At 40.7% G+C, this 17104-nt stretch carries 14 protein-coding genes; 6 read left to right on the top strand and 8 right to left on the bottom strand.

The annotated features are described in order from the left end of the window. The 3 genes from HCN54_RS00760 to HCN54_RS00770 are packed head-to-tail and all read left to right on the top strand — an operon-like array spanning position 1 to position 3759. Positions 1-1413 (top strand): peptide MFS transporter, encoded by a 1413-nt coding sequence (locus HCN54_RS00760; RefSeq protein WP_072984352.1) that lies wholly within the window; start codon positions 1-3, stop codon positions 1411-1413. 15 nt (positions 1414-1428) lie between these two features. Beyond that, positions 1429-3171 (top strand): peptide MFS transporter, encoded by a 1743-nt coding sequence (locus HCN54_RS00765; RefSeq protein WP_167596176.1) that lies wholly within the window; start codon positions 1429-1431, stop codon positions 3169-3171. A 39-nt stretch (positions 3172-3210) separates the two neighbouring features. Then, positions 3211-3759 carry a thioredoxin family protein gene (locus HCN54_RS00770; protein ID WP_167596177.1) on the top strand — a complete coding sequence of 183 codons (549 nt, stop codon included), beginning with the start codon at positions 3211-3213 and terminating at the stop codon, positions 3757-3759. Positions 3760-3766: 7 nt separating this feature from the next. Here the strand turns inward: HCN54_RS00770 and HCN54_RS00775 are convergent, their stop codons facing one another. From HCN54_RS00775 to surE, 4 genes are read right to left on the bottom strand one after another with little or no spacing between them, the layout of a single operon-like run. Next, the gene (locus tag HCN54_RS00775) at positions 3767-5812 is read right to left on the bottom strand and encodes a ComEC/Rec2 family competence protein (RefSeq protein WP_167596178.1); all 2046 of its coding nucleotides are present in this window, start codon (positions 5810-5812) and stop codon (positions 3767-3769) included. Between the two features lie 47 nt (positions 5813-5859). Then, positions 5860-6471 (bottom strand): C40 family peptidase, encoded by a 612-nt coding sequence (locus HCN54_RS00780; RefSeq protein WP_240924920.1) that lies wholly within the window; start codon positions 6469-6471, stop codon positions 5860-5862. Then, positions 6452-7570, bottom strand: a complete 1119-nt coding sequence (lpxB, locus tag HCN54_RS00785; protein ID WP_167596179.1) for a lipid-A-disaccharide synthase — start codon at positions 7568-7570, stop codon at positions 6452-6454. The genes HCN54_RS00780 and lpxB overlap by 20 nt, the downstream gene beginning before the upstream one ends. Positions 7571-7603: 33 nt before the next feature. After that, positions 7604-8386, bottom strand: a complete 783-nt coding sequence (gene surE, locus HCN54_RS00790; RefSeq protein WP_167596180.1) for a 5'/3'-nucleotidase SurE — start codon at positions 8384-8386, stop codon at positions 7604-7606. Between the two features lie 124 nt (positions 8387-8510). Here surE and HCN54_RS00795 point away from each other — a divergent pair, with 124 nt between their 5' ends. From HCN54_RS00795 to HCN54_RS00805, 3 genes are read left to right on the top strand one after another with little or no spacing between them, the layout of a single operon-like run. Then, on the top strand, positions 8511-10658 hold the full coding sequence (locus tag HCN54_RS00795; RefSeq protein WP_225597705.1) for a carboxy terminal-processing peptidase: 2148 nt from the start codon (positions 8511-8513) through the stop codon (positions 10656-10658). Positions 10659-10661: 3 nt separating this feature from the next. Beyond that, the gene (locus HCN54_RS00800; RefSeq protein WP_167596181.1) at positions 10662-11780 is read left to right on the top strand and encodes an ABC transporter permease; all 1119 of its coding nucleotides are present in this window, start codon (positions 10662-10664) and stop codon (positions 11778-11780) included. 3 nt (positions 11781-11783) lie between these two features. Beyond that, positions 11784-12593 carry a DNA/RNA non-specific endonuclease gene (locus tag HCN54_RS00805; RefSeq protein WP_167596182.1) on the top strand — a complete coding sequence of 270 codons (810 nt, stop codon included), beginning with the start codon at positions 11784-11786 and terminating at the stop codon, positions 12591-12593. Here the strand turns inward: HCN54_RS00805 and rodA are convergent, their stop codons facing one another. The 4 genes from rodA to mreC are packed head-to-tail and all read right to left on the bottom strand — an operon-like array spanning position 12594 to position 17092. Next, positions 12594-13859, bottom strand: coding sequence for a rod shape-determining protein RodA (gene rodA / locus HCN54_RS00810; protein WP_167596183.1), 1266 nt, complete (start codon positions 13857-13859; stop codon positions 12594-12596). Beyond that, positions 13859-15775 carry a penicillin-binding protein 2 gene (gene mrdA / locus HCN54_RS00815; RefSeq protein WP_072984332.1) on the bottom strand — a complete coding sequence of 639 codons (1917 nt, stop codon included), beginning with the start codon at positions 15773-15775 and terminating at the stop codon, positions 13859-13861. Before mrdA ends, rodA begins: the two co-directional genes overlap by 1 nt. Next, positions 15772-16278, bottom strand: a complete 507-nt coding sequence (locus HCN54_RS00820; RefSeq protein ID WP_167596184.1) for a rod shape-determining protein MreD — start codon at positions 16276-16278, stop codon at positions 15772-15774. Before HCN54_RS00820 ends, mrdA begins: the two co-directional genes overlap by 4 nt. Next, positions 16268-17092 carry a rod shape-determining protein MreC gene (gene mreC / locus HCN54_RS00825; protein WP_072984328.1) on the bottom strand — a complete coding sequence of 275 codons (825 nt, stop codon included), beginning with the start codon at positions 17090-17092 and terminating at the stop codon, positions 16268-16270. Before mreC ends, HCN54_RS00820 begins: the two co-directional genes overlap by 11 nt. Positions 17093-17104: the final 12 nt, after the last annotated feature.

Below are 17104 nucleotides of genomic sequence, written 5' to 3' on the forward strand. Positions count from 1 at the left end.
ATGGCACAATCAGCACAACTTCCTAAACAGAAAGAATTGTTTGGGCATCCGGTAGGACTGTATATTTTATTCTTCACAGAAATGTGGGAGCGCTTTTCCTATTACGGAATGCGGGCAATTTTGGTATTGTATTTAGTGGCAGAAACAGCATCTGGAAATCCCGGTTTAGGATGGACCAATGCCGAAGCGCTTTCGCTTTACGGTACATACACAATGCTAGTTTATGTTTCTTCCATTCCGGGAGGTTGGATCGCCGATAAATATTTGGGTCAGAAAAAATCTGTGCTTTACGGGGGGATTCTTCTTGTTGCCGGGCACGGTATTCTTGCGGTTGAACAAATGTGGGCGTTTTATACAGGGCTTGGTTTGATTATCGCCGGAGTTGGGATGTTAAAACCAAACATCTCCACAATGGTTGGTGGTCTGTATAAGCAAGGAGATATTCGTCGAGATAAAGGATTTACTATTTTCTACATCGGAATCAATTTAGGTGCTTTCATCTCAAGTTTGGTAGTTGGTACTGTAGGTGAAGTTTACGGCTGGCATTATGGTTTTGGTCTTGCAGGAATTGGAATGGCTTTAGGGCTCTTGCAATATATGCTAGGTCAGAAATACCTTAAGCGTGTAGGAAACTTTTTAGGTTCGTCTACAGATCCTGAAGAACTTGCAGCGAGTAAGCGCCCATTAAGTAAAATTGAAAAGGACCGTGTGATCGTTTTATTAGTTTCTTTCTTAATGGTGATCGTTTTTTGGGGTGCTTTTGAGCAAGCCGGTGGTTTGATGAATATTTATGCTTCTGAAAAAACAGATAGAACGCTTTCTTTCGCTTTACCATTTATCGGTAATGAAGTACCTGCATCTTGGTTCCAATCTTTAAATGCGTTATTTATCATTTTGCTAGGAACATCAGTGGCTGGTTTTTGGGCAAAGCGTAAACTCAAAGGAAAAACTGCTACCTCTCTATTTAAAATGACAATGGGACTTATAATTATGGGGTCTGGATTCTTTTTTATGACAGCTGCTTCTGCGCAATTTCAAGCGAACGGAGCGTCAGCAATGTACTGGTTGGTATTGGCTTATTTATTCCATACTGTTGGAGAACTTTGTCTTTCGCCGGTTGCGCTTTCATACATTACTAAACTTGCGCCTTTAAAATATGCGTCTATAATGATGGGCGTTTATTTTGCAATGACAGGTTTTGGTAACAAAGTAGCCGGACTTTTAGGAGAGTCTGCTTCTGAGTTGGGTGAGTATACCATTTTTACCGGAATCGCAGTTTTCTGTATCGCTTTTGCTTTACTGGTTTTAGTTTTTAGAAAGAAATTAGAAAAGCTTACTCACGGTGCCGAAGATAACGAGCGTGAGATGCTGGAGCAAGAGGAGTATGAACTCGCAGATCCTGATATTAACTAATACAGAAACGTTCAAATGGCAACTACGTCTACAGAACAATTTTTCAAAAATCCGGTGTTGGGTCATCCCGCCGGATTATTTGTTTTATTTTTTACCGAAATGTGGGAGCGCTTTTCGTATTACGGGATGCGCGCACTGCTGGTTTTATTTTTAACGGCTTCGCTGTTTGAAGAAGGTTGGGCGTGGCCAAGAGAGCACGCCTTGTCGCTCTACGGAACTTACACCTCTATGGTGTATCTAACACCTATTCTGGGCGGTTATATTGCCGACAGAATCATCGGGTATCGGATGGCAGTGGTTGTAGGGGCTTTGTTGATGACCTTAGGTCATGCGTCAATGGCGGTTGATAGCGAGTTTGCATTATATCTTGGACTGTTCTTCTTATGTGCAGGTAATGGCTTTTTTAAGCCAACGATGACTTCGATCATTTCAGAGATGTATGCCAATCACGAGCATAAAAAAGACGGCGCATACACCATTTACTATATGGGTGTTAATGCCGGTGCTTTTTTAGGGATTTTACTGTGTGGCTACCTGGGTGAGCAATGGGGTTGGCATTGGGGCTTCGGTCTGGCCGGAATTTTCATGTTTGCAGGAATGCTTCAGTTTTATTTTGCCCAAGGAATATTTGGTGAAGTAGGGAAGAAGCCTGTTAAAACCGAAAGTAAAGAAGTGACCGAAGATCCTTCGGTTAAAAGAAATCCGTTTACGGCGATCGATAAACTATTAATCGCTGTAAGTGCGCTTATCGGGTTGGTGTGGATCATTAATGATCCCATGTCAAAAATAGGCGGCACTGATGTTTTTGCGTTTGAAGTAGGTAGTCTTTCCGGAAGTAACATTATGATTCTTCTAGCGCTTTTAGTATTTCTGGTATTGGTTGTAGCCAGAATTGTTCGCTATACGACCGTGGTGCGCGACCGAATGATCGCAGTATCTATTTTTGCCTTCTTCACCATTTTTTTCTGGGCAGCTTTTGAGCAAGCCGGTGGGTCGATGACCATTTTTGCAAATGATTACACAGACCGCGTTTTAGAAGGAAGCGCAGGGACCATTTTTAGAATCGCAAACACGTTGATCACGATCATTCCGCTAGGGGTAATCACTTGGGTGTTATACTTGTTGTTTAAGCAAACGTTCAAAAATTATAAGTGGGCAAATATCATTCTTGGAGCAAGCTTTTTAATAATCTGGGGACTTGTATTGACGATGCTTTACGAGCAGTACACTGCAGAATCTCCTGAAGTACCTGCTTCTTGGTTTAGTGTATTAAACTCTTTATTTATCATCATTTTTGCACCACTTTTTTCTAAAGTTTGGGAATCAAAATATAACCCCAGTGTGGCTGTAAAATATGGGGTCGGACTCATACTTCTTGGTACTGGTTTTGCGGCTCTGGCATACGGTGCTAGCGATATTCCGCAGGGTGCGCAAACTGCGGCTGTAAGTATCATTTGGTTGATTCTTGCCTATTACTTTCATACGATGGGAGAACTTTGTCTGTCTCCGGTGGGGCTTTCCTACGTAAGTAAATTGGTTCCCGGTAGAATGATCGCAATGATGTACGGAGTTTGGTACCTGGCAATAGCTATCGGAAACAAGTTGGCCGGAAGCACCGGTGGAATGATCGATCAGGTTACTCAAGAATATAGTTTGTCAACCTTCTTTTTATTATTCTTTTTAATTCCGGGAGGAGCAGGAGTTTTAATAATTTTGTTACACCCTTTACTGAAGAAATTAATGCACGGAATTCATTAAAACGGTCTGTTTTTTGAATTACCACCCTAAAAATAATATATGCAACGAGTTATAGTTTTTTTAATGATTGCCATTTGTAGTGCCGGAAGCCTTTCAGCACAAGAAAAAATAAAATGGATGAGTTTTGGAGAGGCGCTTAAAGCTCAGAAAAAAGAGCCTCGCAAGATCTTTATGGATGTGTATACAGATTGGTGCGGGCCGTGCAAATTACTGGATAAAAACACCTTTCAGAATCCTGATGTCGCAAAGTATGTGAATCAAAATTACTATGCGGTAAAATTTAATGCAGAAGGAACAGAGTCTATAGATTATCAAGATTTTGTGTACACGAACCCTAATTATGATCCTAAACGAAAAGGACGCAACAGTCAGCATTTATTTGCGCATGCAATGAAAATAAATGCGTACCCCAGCATAGTATTTTTTGATGAAAAAGGCAATTTGATTCAGCCGTTGCCCGGTTATAAAACACCACAGCAGTTAGAACTTTTTCTGAAGATGATCGAGTCTGACGACTATTTAGAAATCACGACTGCTGAAGCTTGGGAGGAATATCAATCTAATTTTGAAAGTACGTTTAAGAGCTAAAAAGTAACTACTCTATCTTATAAAATCCCTTTTCATACGTATTGTGAAAAGGGATTTTCTTTTTTGTACAAGTAGCTTCCCAGCGCGCTACATAACTTTTGTAGTTGCTTCCGTCAGCAATGTAAACCGCATTTGGATAACGTTCAGTAACCCGATCCAGATTCACTTTTGGAGACTGAGTAAGAACAATAAAATCGGGTTCAAGCTTCGAGATATCAAAAACGGCACTGCTATCTATTCGAAAAATAGTCTGTTCTTTAATGTGGTAGAAGTGTTTCAGCTTAGCTGCTTGCGCAGCAGCAACCTGCTGATGGGTTTTAAACTGGTTTAAAAGTTGTTGAGGTGGTTCGCGATCTGATTCGGTGTAATAAGTGAATTCAAGTTGTTCATTTTGATAAGAAAACAGACTGGTTTGGTATTGATGAAGAATGTAAAACTTAGGTTGCCTTTGGGCGAATTCAGTAAGGCAAAGCGTGACAGGAAAACTTATAAGCACTAGAAGTAGCAGGCTTATGTTTTTAAAACTAAACCTTCGGCTAAAGTTTTCCGCGGAAAAAATTAAAAGGTACGATAGAATGACTAGCGGTAACGAGAAATAAATGTTTTCGATTAGGAATACATCAAGACTCGCCAACCCTTTTATAAAGGTATTAAGCCAAGTCAGGATCAGATCATAACAATCAACTGCAAATTTAGGAAGCAGGTTAAGCGCTGCTGCAATCAGTAGGATCAAGCCATAAATTAGAATAAAACCTAAAAAGGGCAACACGACACAATTGGCTATAAGAAATACTCCCGGGAATTGGTGAAAATAAAATAGGCTTAGCGGCAGTACGCCTATTTGTGCGGCGAGACTGACCAAAATGATTTTCCAGTAATACTGTAGTAGCTTATTCCTCGGGAGACCTAATTTTTCAAATTTTGGATAGAGCCACAGGATGGCAAAGACCGCTGCATAACTCAATTGAAAACCTACTTCAAACAGTAATCTTGGTCTGATCGCCAGCAATACAAATGCCGAAGCGATCAGCGCATTGAATCCTGCTTTTCGCTGATTAAAAAAGAATCCAGCTTGAATGAAGGTGAACATTGTTGCGGCTCTTAATACCGAGGGCGAGAAGCCGGTGATTAACGCAAACCCCCAGATCCCTAATAAAACGATTAGTGTTTTTAGAATGCGGCTGCGCCGATAGTTGCCTAGTGGTTTAAGCAGAAATTGTACTATAAGCATAAGGATTCCCACGTGAAGGCCAGACACAGCTAGTATGTGAATGACTCCGGCGTTGGCGTAATCATTCTGCAAGTCGGTAGAGAGCTCTTGGCGTTGTCCTAATACAAGTGCGTTCAAAACCGCTCTGTTGTCCGGATGCATTGTAAAACGGTCTAGTTTGGCATTCAGACTTGAGCGTAGATGATCTGCAAAGGATTGTGGCGAATTCCTTTTATTAGGAAGTTGTAGCAACTCTTGCTTAGATACTGTTATTGCAGCAAAAATACCTCGTTGTTCGAGATAGGCTTTGTAATCAAATTGAAACGGATTACGAGGTGGTGCGATCTTTTGCGCAGCTGTTTTTGTTAGGATGTATTGCCCTACTCGGAGATCTGACGCTGGTTTGGCACTGTCTTTTTCGATATTTACAATCAGTTTTCCGGTTGCCGGTTTATTCTGAATTTGAAGTACGCGGGCTACATATTTAGAGTCGTAAAAACCGGGTTTGAGTTTTTCGTCAATTTCAAGCAAGATCGTTTGAGGTTGATCAAAGGCTAAAGTTTTGTTGTAATGCGATTCTTTGAGCAAAGGATCAGAAAGCGTAACTAGTAAAACACCAATAGAAACAAAAAGCAAAAATGCTGCGAATGCTGTAAAAACACTGTAGATGTGTTTCCGTTTAAAAATAAAATGAAGACTAAGGAAACTGAAAAAGCAACTTAAAAATACAATGAATTCTATGAGCAAGCTGAAGTTCAAAACCGGGCATAAGAGGATACCTGAGATCAAACCCAGTAGGGCAATGCAAAGTGTTATGTTGATGCCTTTCATAACAAATGGCAACAAGAAGTGGGTTAATACTTTGCAATACTAGTCAAAAAATCAATGAGTTACATAATTCTTCGGGCTTCTTTAAAGGCATTGTTCCAGTAGCCTTCATTAAGCGAAGAGACGATCACACCTTGAGAGGTAGAGGAGTGGATAAAAAGAATTTGCCCCGGTAAAACATCAACCACAATACCCACGTGATTGATTTGACGGCTGCGTCTGCCGGTAATGAAGAACAATAAATCACCGGGAATTACATCATCGGTTTTAATGCGTTCGCCTTCTTCTGCAATATGTCTGCTCACACGCGGAATGCTTATTCCTTCCTCCAGAAATGCGGTGTATACGAGTCCGCTGCAATCCATTCCTTTAGGAGTTGTGCCTCCGTACTTGTAAGGCGTGCCTTCATACTGGCGCGCATTTTTGATGATATTGAATCGAAGTTGATTTTCTTCACTTGGTTTTATTTCTGATAAATACATCAATTCACGCGTTGAAGGATCAGAGGTGGGGACCGAACTTTTTTCTGGAGCTATATATCTCGTGTTTTCTACCGTTGTTGCAGATTTTACCGCTTTTTTGCTTCCGCCGCAGCTTACTAAAGCAATACTTATAATTATAGAGAGGCTTGTTCTGGTCATATACAATCTAGAGTCAGTTTGACTGAATAGCATTTACAATAAGTTTAGCCGTAGAGGCACTTGCGCCTACGCCGCCTAACTTTTTTTCTAATTTATAATATTCTGAAAAAAGTGCTTTTCTTTTTTCTTCTTCTAAAATCTCTGCTAACGCTTTTTTAAGCGTTTTGGTATTGAATTCGGTTTGAATTAATTCTTTTACTACTTCGCGATCCATAATCAGGTTTACTAACGAAATGTAATCGAGATTAATAACGCGTTTTGCGATCTCATAAGAAATTCTTCCACCTTTATAACAAACGACTTCAGGAACTTTAAAAAGTGCAGTTTCTAGAGTTGCTGTGCCAGAAGTTACCAGCGCAGCGTGTGCGACGTCTAGTAAATTATAGGTTTGATTCATAACGATATGAACCCGATTCTTCTTTAAAAACGGTTCGTAAAAGTCAAGGTCTTGACTTGGGGCTCCGGCGATCACAAACTGATAATCGGGAAAATCAGGAGTAACGCTCAACATAATCTCAAGCATTTTTTGAATTTCCTGCTTACGGCTTCCGGGTAGTAGTGCGATAATAGGTCGCTCATCTAATTGGTGTTCCTTTCTGAAATTTTCAGGAATCACCGGTGTACGTGCACTGATCTCATCAATTAAGGGATGTCCCACAAAGTGCACCGGGAAGTTATGTTTCTCCTCATAAAATTGCTTCTCAAACGGAAGAATCACATACATCGCGTCAACATCTTGTTTGATTGCTTTTATACGGCCTTCCTTCCAAGCCCAGATTTGTGGAGAGATGTAGTAATGGTTTTTATAGCCTTCTTGGCGCGCCCATTTTGCAATGCGCATATTAAAACCGGGGTAATCAATATAGATGATCACATCGGGGTTAAACTGAGCGATGTCTTTTTTACAAAATGCTAGATTCTTAGTGATCGTGCGCAGATTCATAAGCACTTCGAGGAAACCCATAAATGCCAGATCGCGATAGTGTTTAACGAGCGTGCCGCCCACTTTTTGCATCAAATCGCCACCCCAGAACCTAAAATCAGCCTGTGGATCTTCGGCTAAAATTGCTTTCATCAAATTAGCTGCGTGTAAATCGCCACTGGCTTCTCCTGCTATAATATAGTATTTCACGAATTGCGTAATTGTTTTCCGTAGAACGAATAGTTAATCATTAAATTTCCAGTCATTCAGTTTTTCTATAAAATGATGCGCGGTCAGATCAAATTGCACAGGCACCACCGAAACATAACCGTTAGCCAAAGCCCACTCGTCTGTATCCTCACCTTGATCTTCGTTTACAAACTCGCCACTCAACCAATAGTAATCTCGCCCCATTGGGTTGGTGCGCTTGTCAAAATCTTCAACCCATTGCGCATTAGCTTGACGCCCCACTTTAATGCCGCTTATTTCGCTGGATTTTAATTTTGGGATATTTACGTTGAGCACAACACCTTTTGGCAATCCGTTTTGTAATACTTCTTGCGTGATCTTTTTTACGTAAGCCGCGCAATGCGAGAAATCAGCATCTATAGAATAATCGAGTAGCGAAAACCCAATTGCGGGAATTCCTTCTACACCTGCTTCTACAGCTGCGCTCATAGTACCGCTATAAATGACATTAATAGATGAATTAGAGCCGTGATTTATACCACTGACACAAATGTCAGGCTTGCGATGCATAATTTCTTGTACGGCGATCTTAACACAATCAGCTGGTGTGCCGGAGCAACGGTACTCTTTGTGCGTGTCCTCCTGAAATTCTTTTACCGGGTCGCAATAAATAGTGTCGTTAACAGTTATAGCATGGCCCATACCGCTTTGCGGGCTGTCAGGAGCTACAACGACCACATCTCCAAGCTCTTGCATGATGCTGATTAATTTGCGTATTCCGGGAGCCGTGATGCCATCGTCGTTAGTGACTAATATAAGAGGTTTTTGATCGGTCATTTGGTTTTGCTTTCTGACGCTAAAATACTAAATTACCAAGCCATAGCCCGGCTTAACGTTTAACAAATTGTTAGCTGAAAAATTAAGCGCTGGCACGGTTTTTAATGTAGATTGCTAGTAAAAGATGAAAATGCAACGTATTATGATAAAAAATGTGAAGGTGCTCGTTTTGGCCTTACTGTTAGCTGCAGCTTCTTGCAGTTTTACCACAAGTGATGAAGATCCCGGAAAAGATAAAGTACTCGTTAGCTTAATTTCTTATGTGCTCGAAAAAGGGCACTATGATGCCAAAGAATTTAATGATGAATTCTCTGAGGAGGTTTTTGATGATTTTGTAACTGCCTTAGATCCTCTAAAGCGTTATTACCTTAAAAGTGATATCAAAGAATTCGAAGCCTATAAAGATCAGATAGATGATCAAATTAGAAAGGAAGATATTAGCTTTTTTGATTTAGCATACACACGACTTAGAGAACGTATGGAAGAGTCAAAGGCGATTTACGATGATATTTTATCTCAGCCATTTGATTACTCTAAAGATGAAACTATTGATACAGAGTATGAGAATTTAGACTATGCTAAAAATCAAAAAGAGCTTAAGGCACGTTGGGAAAATCAACTGAAGTTCAACACCATTGGCACGTATTACGACCGTATTGAAGAAGAAGCCAAAAAGGCTAAAGACTCAACAGGATATACGCCGTTATCAAATTCAGAAATTGAAAAAGAAACGAGAGAGACTACCAAGCAATCTTTAGTTGAATATTTTGAGTTTGCAGATGAATTAGATCGAGAAGATTACTTTTCGATTTACATCAACTCTATAGTTGAAGAATTTGACCCGCATACCACGTATTTTGCGCCGGTTGATAAAGATCGTTTTGATATGCAAATGAGTGGTCAGTTTCAAGGAATTGGAGCCCGTCTTCAGAAAAAAAGTAACGAGATCAGTATCACCGAAATTATTTCTGGTGGACCAGCTTGGAGAGGTGAAGAGCTTAAGGAGGGAGACATTATTCTAAAGGTAAAACAGGCAGATGAAGATGTTGCAACTAGCGTGGTTGGTATGCGTTTAGATGATGCGGTAGAGCTGATTAAAGGCCCTAAAGGAACCGTAGTGACCCTTAATGTGAAGAAAAAGGATGGCTCTATCAAGAATATTGCAATCACGCGTGATGTTGTGGAGATTGAAGAAACCTATGCTAAAACCACGACTGTAGATAAAGACGATAGAACGTACGGTGTGATCAACTTACCAAAGTTCTATTTTGATATGCAGAATGCAGAGCAACGCAATGCTGCTACCGATGTTAAGAAAGAGATTATTCGTCTTAAAGAGCAGGATGTAGATGGTCTTGTAATTGATTTAAGAAGTAATGGTGGAGGATCACTTTCAACTGTGGTAGATATCGCAGGTTTATTCATTAAAGAAGGACCTATTGTACAGGTAAAATCAAATGGTGCGGATAGTGAAATTTTAAAGGATAAAGATCCTGAGATTTTATGGGATAAGCCTCTTGTGATATTAGTCAATGAAATTTCGGCTTCAGCAAGTGAGATTCTTGCAGCTGCTATGCAAGATTACAAAAGAGCTGTGATTATAGGTAGTAAACAAACCTATGGAAAGGGAACAGTTCAAAATGTATATGACCTAAACCGTTGGTTGCGTCAGAATGATTTAGGTGATATGGGAGCTTTAAAAATCACTACACAGAAGTTCTACCGAATCAATGGTGGTTCAACGCAATTAGAAGGTGTCAAAAGTGATGTAGTGGTTCCAGACCAATTCAGTTACATTGATATTGGTGAAAAAGATCTAGACAACCCGTTACCTTGGGATAAGATCGCTGCCGCTGATTATGAGGTTTGGGATGGTTATATAGATTATGATCAAACCATCAGCAACAGTAACGCGCGTATGGCTAAAAACAAGCAGTTGCAATTGATTGAAGAAAATGCAAAATGGATCAAGAGCAAGCAAGATGATTCAGTTTGGCCTTTAAACATTGATGCATATTCTGCTAAAATGGAACAAAATGAAGAGGAAGCTAAACGCTTTGATTCCTTACGCAATTATAAGTCAGGCTTAACGTTTAAATCGCTTCCATACGAAATTCAAAAATTTGAGAGCGACACGGTTTTAAAACAAAAGCGTGAGCGTTGGCATCAAGATCTTGCTAAAGATGTGTATATGGATGAAGCCATTAACGTGTTAGAAGATCTTAAAGTAAATAATATTAGAAGAGGTAAATTGGCTGACGTTAGGGATTAACCTATGGCAGAACATTCAAGTTCATTAACTCATTTAGCGCTCCAGAAATTCAAAAGAAATTTCTGGGGCGTTTTGAGTTTTATATATATCGTGCTCTGCGGTTTGATCGCCTTATTTGCATATTTGATCGCACCAGACGACTCGAGCAATGCCAATCAAATGCATTTGGCTATCCATTCTAAAAAGCCCGGATTTCGTGTAGAAATGCTGAATGTTCCCGGGCCCGACCATCAAAAGCAAACTTGGTTAGGAGCGCTGTTGAATGGAAAGGTCAATACCGATACAGAAATCCCGATCTCGAGTTGGACCTTGCACGAGGATGAGGTAGAATATAAGCCTTATTCTGAAGATGAAGACCTCGAGTTAACCAAAGCAGTTGCTTTAAAAGATTTTGGAATTACAGAGGTTGCTAAGAAAGACTTCGAGGAACAATTTATATCTGAAAAAGTTTTTCTTCTGGGTACTGATAAATACGGTCGTGATTTGCTGAGTAGAATGCTCATAGGTACGCGTATTTCTTTTAGTATTGGTTTTGTGGCTGTTTTGATCTCATTGTTGATCGGTGTGGTTTTAGGAGCAATCGCGGGCTATTACGGTGGTAAAATAGACGCACTCATTATGTGGATTATCAATGTTACTTGGTCTATCCCTACATTATTGCTAGTAATTGCCATTACTTTAGCCTTAGGGAAGGGTTTCTGGCAGGTTTTTATAGCTGTAGGGCTTACGATGTGGGTAGAAGTAGCGCGTGTAGTTAGAGGGCAGGTTCTTAGCGTTAAGGAAGCGCAATATGTCACCGCCGCTCGTGCTCTTGGCTATGGTAATATGCGCATTCTATTTAAACATATTATCCCTAATATTTTGGCGCCGGTAATTGTGATCAGCGCCGCAAATTTTGCCAGCGCAATACTTATAGAAAGTGGACTCAGCTTTTTAGGGATTGGTGCACAACCGCCTATTCCAAGTTGGGGAGCGATGATTAAAGATCACTATTCTTATATTATTTTAGGGAAAGCCTATTTAGCAATTATTCCCGGTCTGGCGATTATGAGTTTAGTGATGGCATTTATGCTTATGGGTAATGCCTTACGCGATGCTTTGGATGTAAAAGGAGTAAAATAATTTATGCGAAGAAAGTACACTTACCCGCTATTGATGATGGTGGCTATTACGATCATTTATCTTGTAAATCAGCATTTAGATCAAAAGCAAAAAGAGCAACACGTAGCCACTGGTGCGGAAATCAAGTCAACGGCATTAAGCTTTTTACTTCCGGAAGCTGCGCCTGCAACGTTGGTGCATCATCAGTACTACAGCTTATCATATAATGAAGCTGCAGAGCAAGCCTCTTGGGTGGCTTACACCTTAGAGAAATCCCAACTGCAGAACAGCAAGAGTTTGAGTAGGCCGTATTTTATGGTAGATAATGCCGTAGAAACGGGAGCGGCAGACTGGCGTAATTATAAAAACAGCGGTTATGACCGCGGACATTTATGCCCTGCCGGAGACCGAAGCTTTAGCACGCAGGCGTACAATGAAACTTTTTTGACCAGTAATATCAGTCCGCAACTGAATGCGTTCAACGCGGGGATATGGAATCGGTTGGAGCATCAAGTTAGAGATTGGGCTTCGCGGTACAATAAGATAACGGTAATTACCGGCGGACTAACAATTAACGGTTTGGGTACGATAGGAACCGAGAAGGTGGTCGTTCCTAGTGCTTTTTACAAGATCGTCCTTCGGAAAAATGATTCAGGCTACTCTTGTTTGGCTTTTTTAATTCCGCATCGCGAAAGTAACGCAGCGCTTCAGCAGTTTGTGGTCTCTGTAGATGAGGTAGAAAATGCAACCGGAATTGACTTTTTTCCGCAGTTGGAAGATTCCGTAGAACACAAAATAGAAGCTGAAAAACCCGTGGATCGCTGGGTGTTTTAGTTACCATTCATTAACCCGATTGCTGTCGAGTTTAATAAAGATAAACAGCAAAATGGTGAAGCCCCAAAGCCCCGAACCACCATAGCTAAAAAACGGCAGCGGGATACCTACAGTAGGGAAAACTCCGGTAACCATCCCGATGTTCACCAAGAAGTGTATAAACAATATTCCGGCGATGCTGTAACCATAAATGCGGCTAAACTGACTCTTTTGCCGTTCTGAAAGAATGATGATCCGCAGCATTAAGCCTACAAAAAGAAGGATTACCAGCGTGCTTCCTAAAAATCCCCATTCTTCGCCTACGGTGCTAAAAATATAGTCTGTATGCTGCTCCGGCACAAAGTTTCCCTTAGTTTGAGTTCCCTTTAAAAAACCTTTTCCGGTCAGTCCGCCGTTGCCGATGGCAATTTCAGATTGATAGGTATTATAACCTATACTTTTCATATCTACATCTTTACCCAATACCACATTAAAACGGTCTCTGTGGCGCTGTTCAAAAACGTTCTGAAAAATATAATTCACCGAAAGTACAAACAGCATAGATACAATTGGCAGAATGTAAAAATAACGTTTGCCAAAGCGCTTTTTTCGGTTTTTGATGAGCAGAATAATAGCGATTAGCACAATGCCGGCAATGATATACACAGGGCCAAAAGCAAGCGTTAAAACAAACAAAGCGATGGTAATGGAACCGGTAATTAAATAAATTCCAGAAAGTCCTTCGCGATAAAGCGGAAAGAAAAAGGCTGCGTAAACAAGTGCGCTTCCGGGGTCAGGCTGCGGTACAATACAAAGCGCAGGCAAAGCGATGATGATAAAAGCTCTAAACTGGTGGGTGAATGACTTTACATCAGTCTGAATATCGCTAAGATATTTGGCCAGGGCTAGAGCAGTAGCTGCTTTGGCAAATTCACTAGGTTGTAAACTAAAGCTTCCAAAGGCATACCAACTGGTTGCACCACTTATGTTTTTTCCGAAGACAAAAAGGCCTAGTAAGGAGGCGATCGAAACGACGTAGATCACACTGGCAAACCGCTCAAAGAATTTGGCTTCCAGTGAGAGTATGAACACAATTAGCAGTAAGCTCAAAGCTATAAAGAGCAGCTGCTTTGTATATAGATTGCTGAGGTCAAAAAAGTTGGAAACTCCAGAAGGATCAATAGAAGCAGAGTAGATATTTACCCAGCCAATACCTACCAGCGCTAGATAGATCACTATAAGAAGCCAGTCAAAATTATTGCGTGCGTTGCGTGCTGTACTGCGCATTAACTTTTGAGCTTTTCTTCGATTTTACCACTTATTTTTTTACCATCATTAATTGGGAATGGCTTTCCGCTTAAGGGTTTTGCGTATTCTTCTTCAAGACTGTGCGTTAAGATCCAGTCTTCAAGATCGGTACGGGTAATCTCACCTTTTATATGCTTTTCGATCATTAGACTGGCAATCTTTCCGCCGTAGCGACCACCCCAATAACCGTTTTCAACAAAAACAGCGATAGCAATTTTAGGATTGTCTTTAGGAGCAAAAGCTACAAAAATCGAATGATCTGTAAGCTGCTGACGTTTACCGTCTATTTTGGTATAGTTTTCAGCAGTTCCTGTTTTTCCGCAGATCTCAATTCCAGGGATCTGTACGCCTGCCGCTGTACCGTAATTATACGCGCCAGACATTCCTTCAACTACAGGTTCGTAGTTTTTAGCATCGATGGTCGTATAATTCTTGGTGCGGTATTTTTCAGGAATTGCGTCGTGTTCACCTTCGATATCTTTTACAATGTGCGGCGTATAAAACCAACCTCTATTTGCAATGGTGGCAGTCACATTTGCAAGTTGAATAGGCGTGAGACTCACTTCGCCCTGCCCGATAGAGTTTGAGATCGTAGCAGTACTAAACCATTTGTATTTAGGATATTCATAGGCTCTGTTGTAGTAATCGCTATCAGGAATATAACCGGGACGGCCCGTAGGTAAATCGGTTCCCATATATTGCCCAAGGCCAAAACTTGCCAAGTGATTGTGCCAAACGTCCATACCTTCCTGTGGAGTGTCATACTTCTCGATTACGCGGCGATACACATTGGCAAAATAGGCATTGCACGAGTTTGCGATTCCTGGTACCATACTCAACGGACTAGGGTGGCTGTGACAGCCTAATTTTCTTCCTCTAGAACCGTAATAATAACCCATATGGCAGGCAAAACTTTCTTGAGGGTCTACCACATCTTCCTGTAAAGCAATAAGTGCATTCAGGGTTTTAAAGGGAGATCCCGGAGGATATTGTGCTTGTAAACCGCGGTCAAAAAGTGGTTTTGCAATAGAATCGTAATATAAGTTGGTGAAGTTGCGGGAACGCTCTCTACCAACGAGCAGGGCGGGATCAAAATTAGGTGCGCTTACTAAGGCAAGAATTTCGCCTGTTGAAGGTTCAATGGCGACAATTCCGCCGCGCTTATTTACCATTAGCTCTTCGCCATACTTTTGCAGCTCAGCGTCAATGGTAAGCGTTAGGTCTTTTCCAGGCTTGGGAATAGTATCGAGGCTTCCGTTTTTATAAGCGCCAATATCACGGTTGAAACGATCTTTCTGAATGTATTTAACTCCTTTTACTCCGCGTAAAATTTCTTCGTATTGGCGTTCAACACCTGTACGCCCTTTTAAGTCACCTGATTGATAGTACGGGTTATCTTCAATATCAGCACGATTTACTTCGGCGATATAGCCTAAAAAGTTTGCACCGTAATCTACCTGATAATCACGCAACGAGCGTTTTTGAATGTAAAAACCTTCATACTTACGCATTTTTTCTTGCAAATAGGCGTACTCCGATTTTGTAAGCTGCGGAATCACAATAGACGGAAGTCTGGGAGAATACACACGGGCTTTGTCTAATCGCTTGACCAAGGCTTCTTTCGTCATTTTTAATAAGCCACAAAACTCGGTAGTGTCAAAGGGTTTTACTTCTCGAGGAATAACCATAACATCATACGAAGGTTGGTTGCTGACTAATAGCGAACCGTTGCGATCATAGATGTGGCCGCGTTGCGGGTAATCATAAATTCGCTTGATCGCATTGTTTACCGATAAACTGGCATAGGAAGTATCTAAAATCTGAAGATAAAAGAGCCTTCCTGTTAGGAGGATTCCGGAAATTAAAACAATAGAAAAAAGCAGAATTTTTCTCATCTACGCTTAACGCTAAAAAGGGTTATTAGAATGATACAAAGAAGCACAGTAAAGGCCCCACTGAACAACGTCTTTTTAAGTATATAGATTATGTCTGAAAAGTTAAAACTTTCGAGGAAAAATAATATCAAATGATGTGAGAATACTAAGATCGTGGTATACAGTAAGCGTTGTCCAAAAGCTGCTTTAACCACTTTGACTGCGTTATATTCATAAGCAAGGCCAAAAATAGATTGTAAGATCCAAGGTCTTAAATAGGCTATGGTCACACAGCTGGCGGCGTGCATTCCGCCACTATTGCAAAACATATCAATGCTGATCCCTAATAAAAAGCTTAGCGCCAACAATAAGGCTTTGTTATCACCTATGGGAAATAAAATAATAAACAACACGTAGGGATACGGATTGATATACCCTAAAAAATTGATGTTGTTAAATATTGCGATTTGAACCAAAACAAGAAATACAAACCGCAGTATGTTTTGCGTGACACTATTGTTCATCTGCTGTTTGTTGTTCTAGAGTTTGTATTTCGGTTCGGTCAAGATTTTCAATGACATACACATACCCAATGTTTGTCATGTCGTTAAAAAGTTCAACTTTAATACTATAAAAGTTTTCGCTAGGATCAAGCTCAAAAGACTTGATGGTGCCTATGCCAATACCTTCCGGAAAGATGGTTGACTTTCCGCCGGTAACAATGGTGTCGCCTTTTTGAACAGGAGCCTTAGACTGTACATCGATAAGGTCTACTATATTAGGATCCCCGCCGCGCCATACTAAAATACCAAAGTGATTACTTTTCTTCAGCTTGGCATTGATCTGTGAATTGCTATTAAGAATGCTTATCACAGTGGCATAATTAGCCGAAGCGCGATCTACGATACCTACAATTCCTTTGCTGGTGATCACACCTAAATCTTGTTTCAGGCCGTCTTTAGTCCCGGCACGTAGCGTTAGAAAATTGTCCTTAAACGTATAGTTGTTATTAATAGTTTTAGCGGTCGTAAACCGGAAGCGCTTATGAAAAGTAGCCGTGTCTATTTTTTGCGAAATGCTGTCTCGCGTGTTAAGCAATCGGGTGCGTAACCTGTTGTTTTCTTCAACAAGCTGCGCATTGTGCACTTTTAAATCAAAGTACTCTGTAATATTATCAAGACTGCTGTAGATTCCACCGCTTAAGAAGTTAGCTGAATTTACAAACTTGCTACGATGATACGAGTGCGACTGAATCGTAAAAACCAGCGAAATAAACAGCAAAAAGGCATAGAGCAGAAAGTTTCTGTACTTTATGAAAAAATTGACGATTTGCTGCATGAATCACGATGC

Source organism: Leeuwenhoekiella sp. ZYFB001 (assembly GCF_011784865.1).
Lineage (GTDB): Bacteria > Bacteroidota > Bacteroidia > Flavobacteriales > Flavobacteriaceae > Leeuwenhoekiella > Leeuwenhoekiella palythoae.

What these genes read in the sequence shown, in the direction of transcription:
- HCN54_RS00765 (WP_167596176.1), top strand. Translation starts at nt 1,429, where the DNA reads ATGGCAACTACGTCTACAGAACAATTTTTCAAAAATCCGGTGTTGGGT.
- HCN54_RS00780 (WP_240924920.1), bottom strand. Translation starts at nt 6,471, where the DNA reads ATGCTATTCAGTCAAACTGACTCTAGATTGTATATGACCAGAACAAGC.
- HCN54_RS00820 (WP_167596184.1), bottom strand. Translation starts at nt 16,278, where the DNA reads ATGAACAATAGTGTCACGCAAAACATACTGCGGTTTGTATTTCTTGTT.
- HCN54_RS00795 (WP_225597705.1), top strand. Translation starts at nt 8,511, where the DNA reads ATGAAAATGCAACGTATTATGATAAAAAATGTGAAGGTGCTCGTTTTG.
- surE (WP_167596180.1), bottom strand. Translation starts at nt 8,386, where the DNA reads ATGACCGATCAAAAACCTCTTATATTAGTCACTAACGACGATGGCATC.
- HCN54_RS00760 (WP_072984352.1), top strand. Translation starts at nt 1, where the DNA reads ATGGCACAATCAGCACAACTTCCTAAACAGAAAGAATTGTTTGGGCAT.
- HCN54_RS00805 (WP_167596182.1), top strand. Translation starts at nt 11,784, where the DNA reads ATGCGAAGAAAGTACACTTACCCGCTATTGATGATGGTGGCTATTACG.
- rodA (WP_167596183.1), bottom strand. Translation starts at nt 13,859, where the DNA reads ATGCGCAGTACAGCACGCAACGCACGCAATAATTTTGACTGGCTTCTT.
- mrdA (WP_072984332.1), bottom strand. Translation starts at nt 15,775, where the DNA reads ATGAGAAAAATTCTGCTTTTTTCTATTGTTTTAATTTCCGGAATCCTC.
- mreC (WP_072984328.1), bottom strand. Translation starts at nt 17,092, where the DNA reads ATGCAGCAAATCGTCAATTTTTTCATAAAGTACAGAAACTTTCTGCTC.
- HCN54_RS00800 (WP_167596181.1), top strand. Translation starts at nt 10,662, where the DNA reads ATGGCAGAACATTCAAGTTCATTAACTCATTTAGCGCTCCAGAAATTC.
- HCN54_RS00770 (WP_167596177.1), top strand. Translation starts at nt 3,211, where the DNA reads ATGCAACGAGTTATAGTTTTTTTAATGATTGCCATTTGTAGTGCCGGA.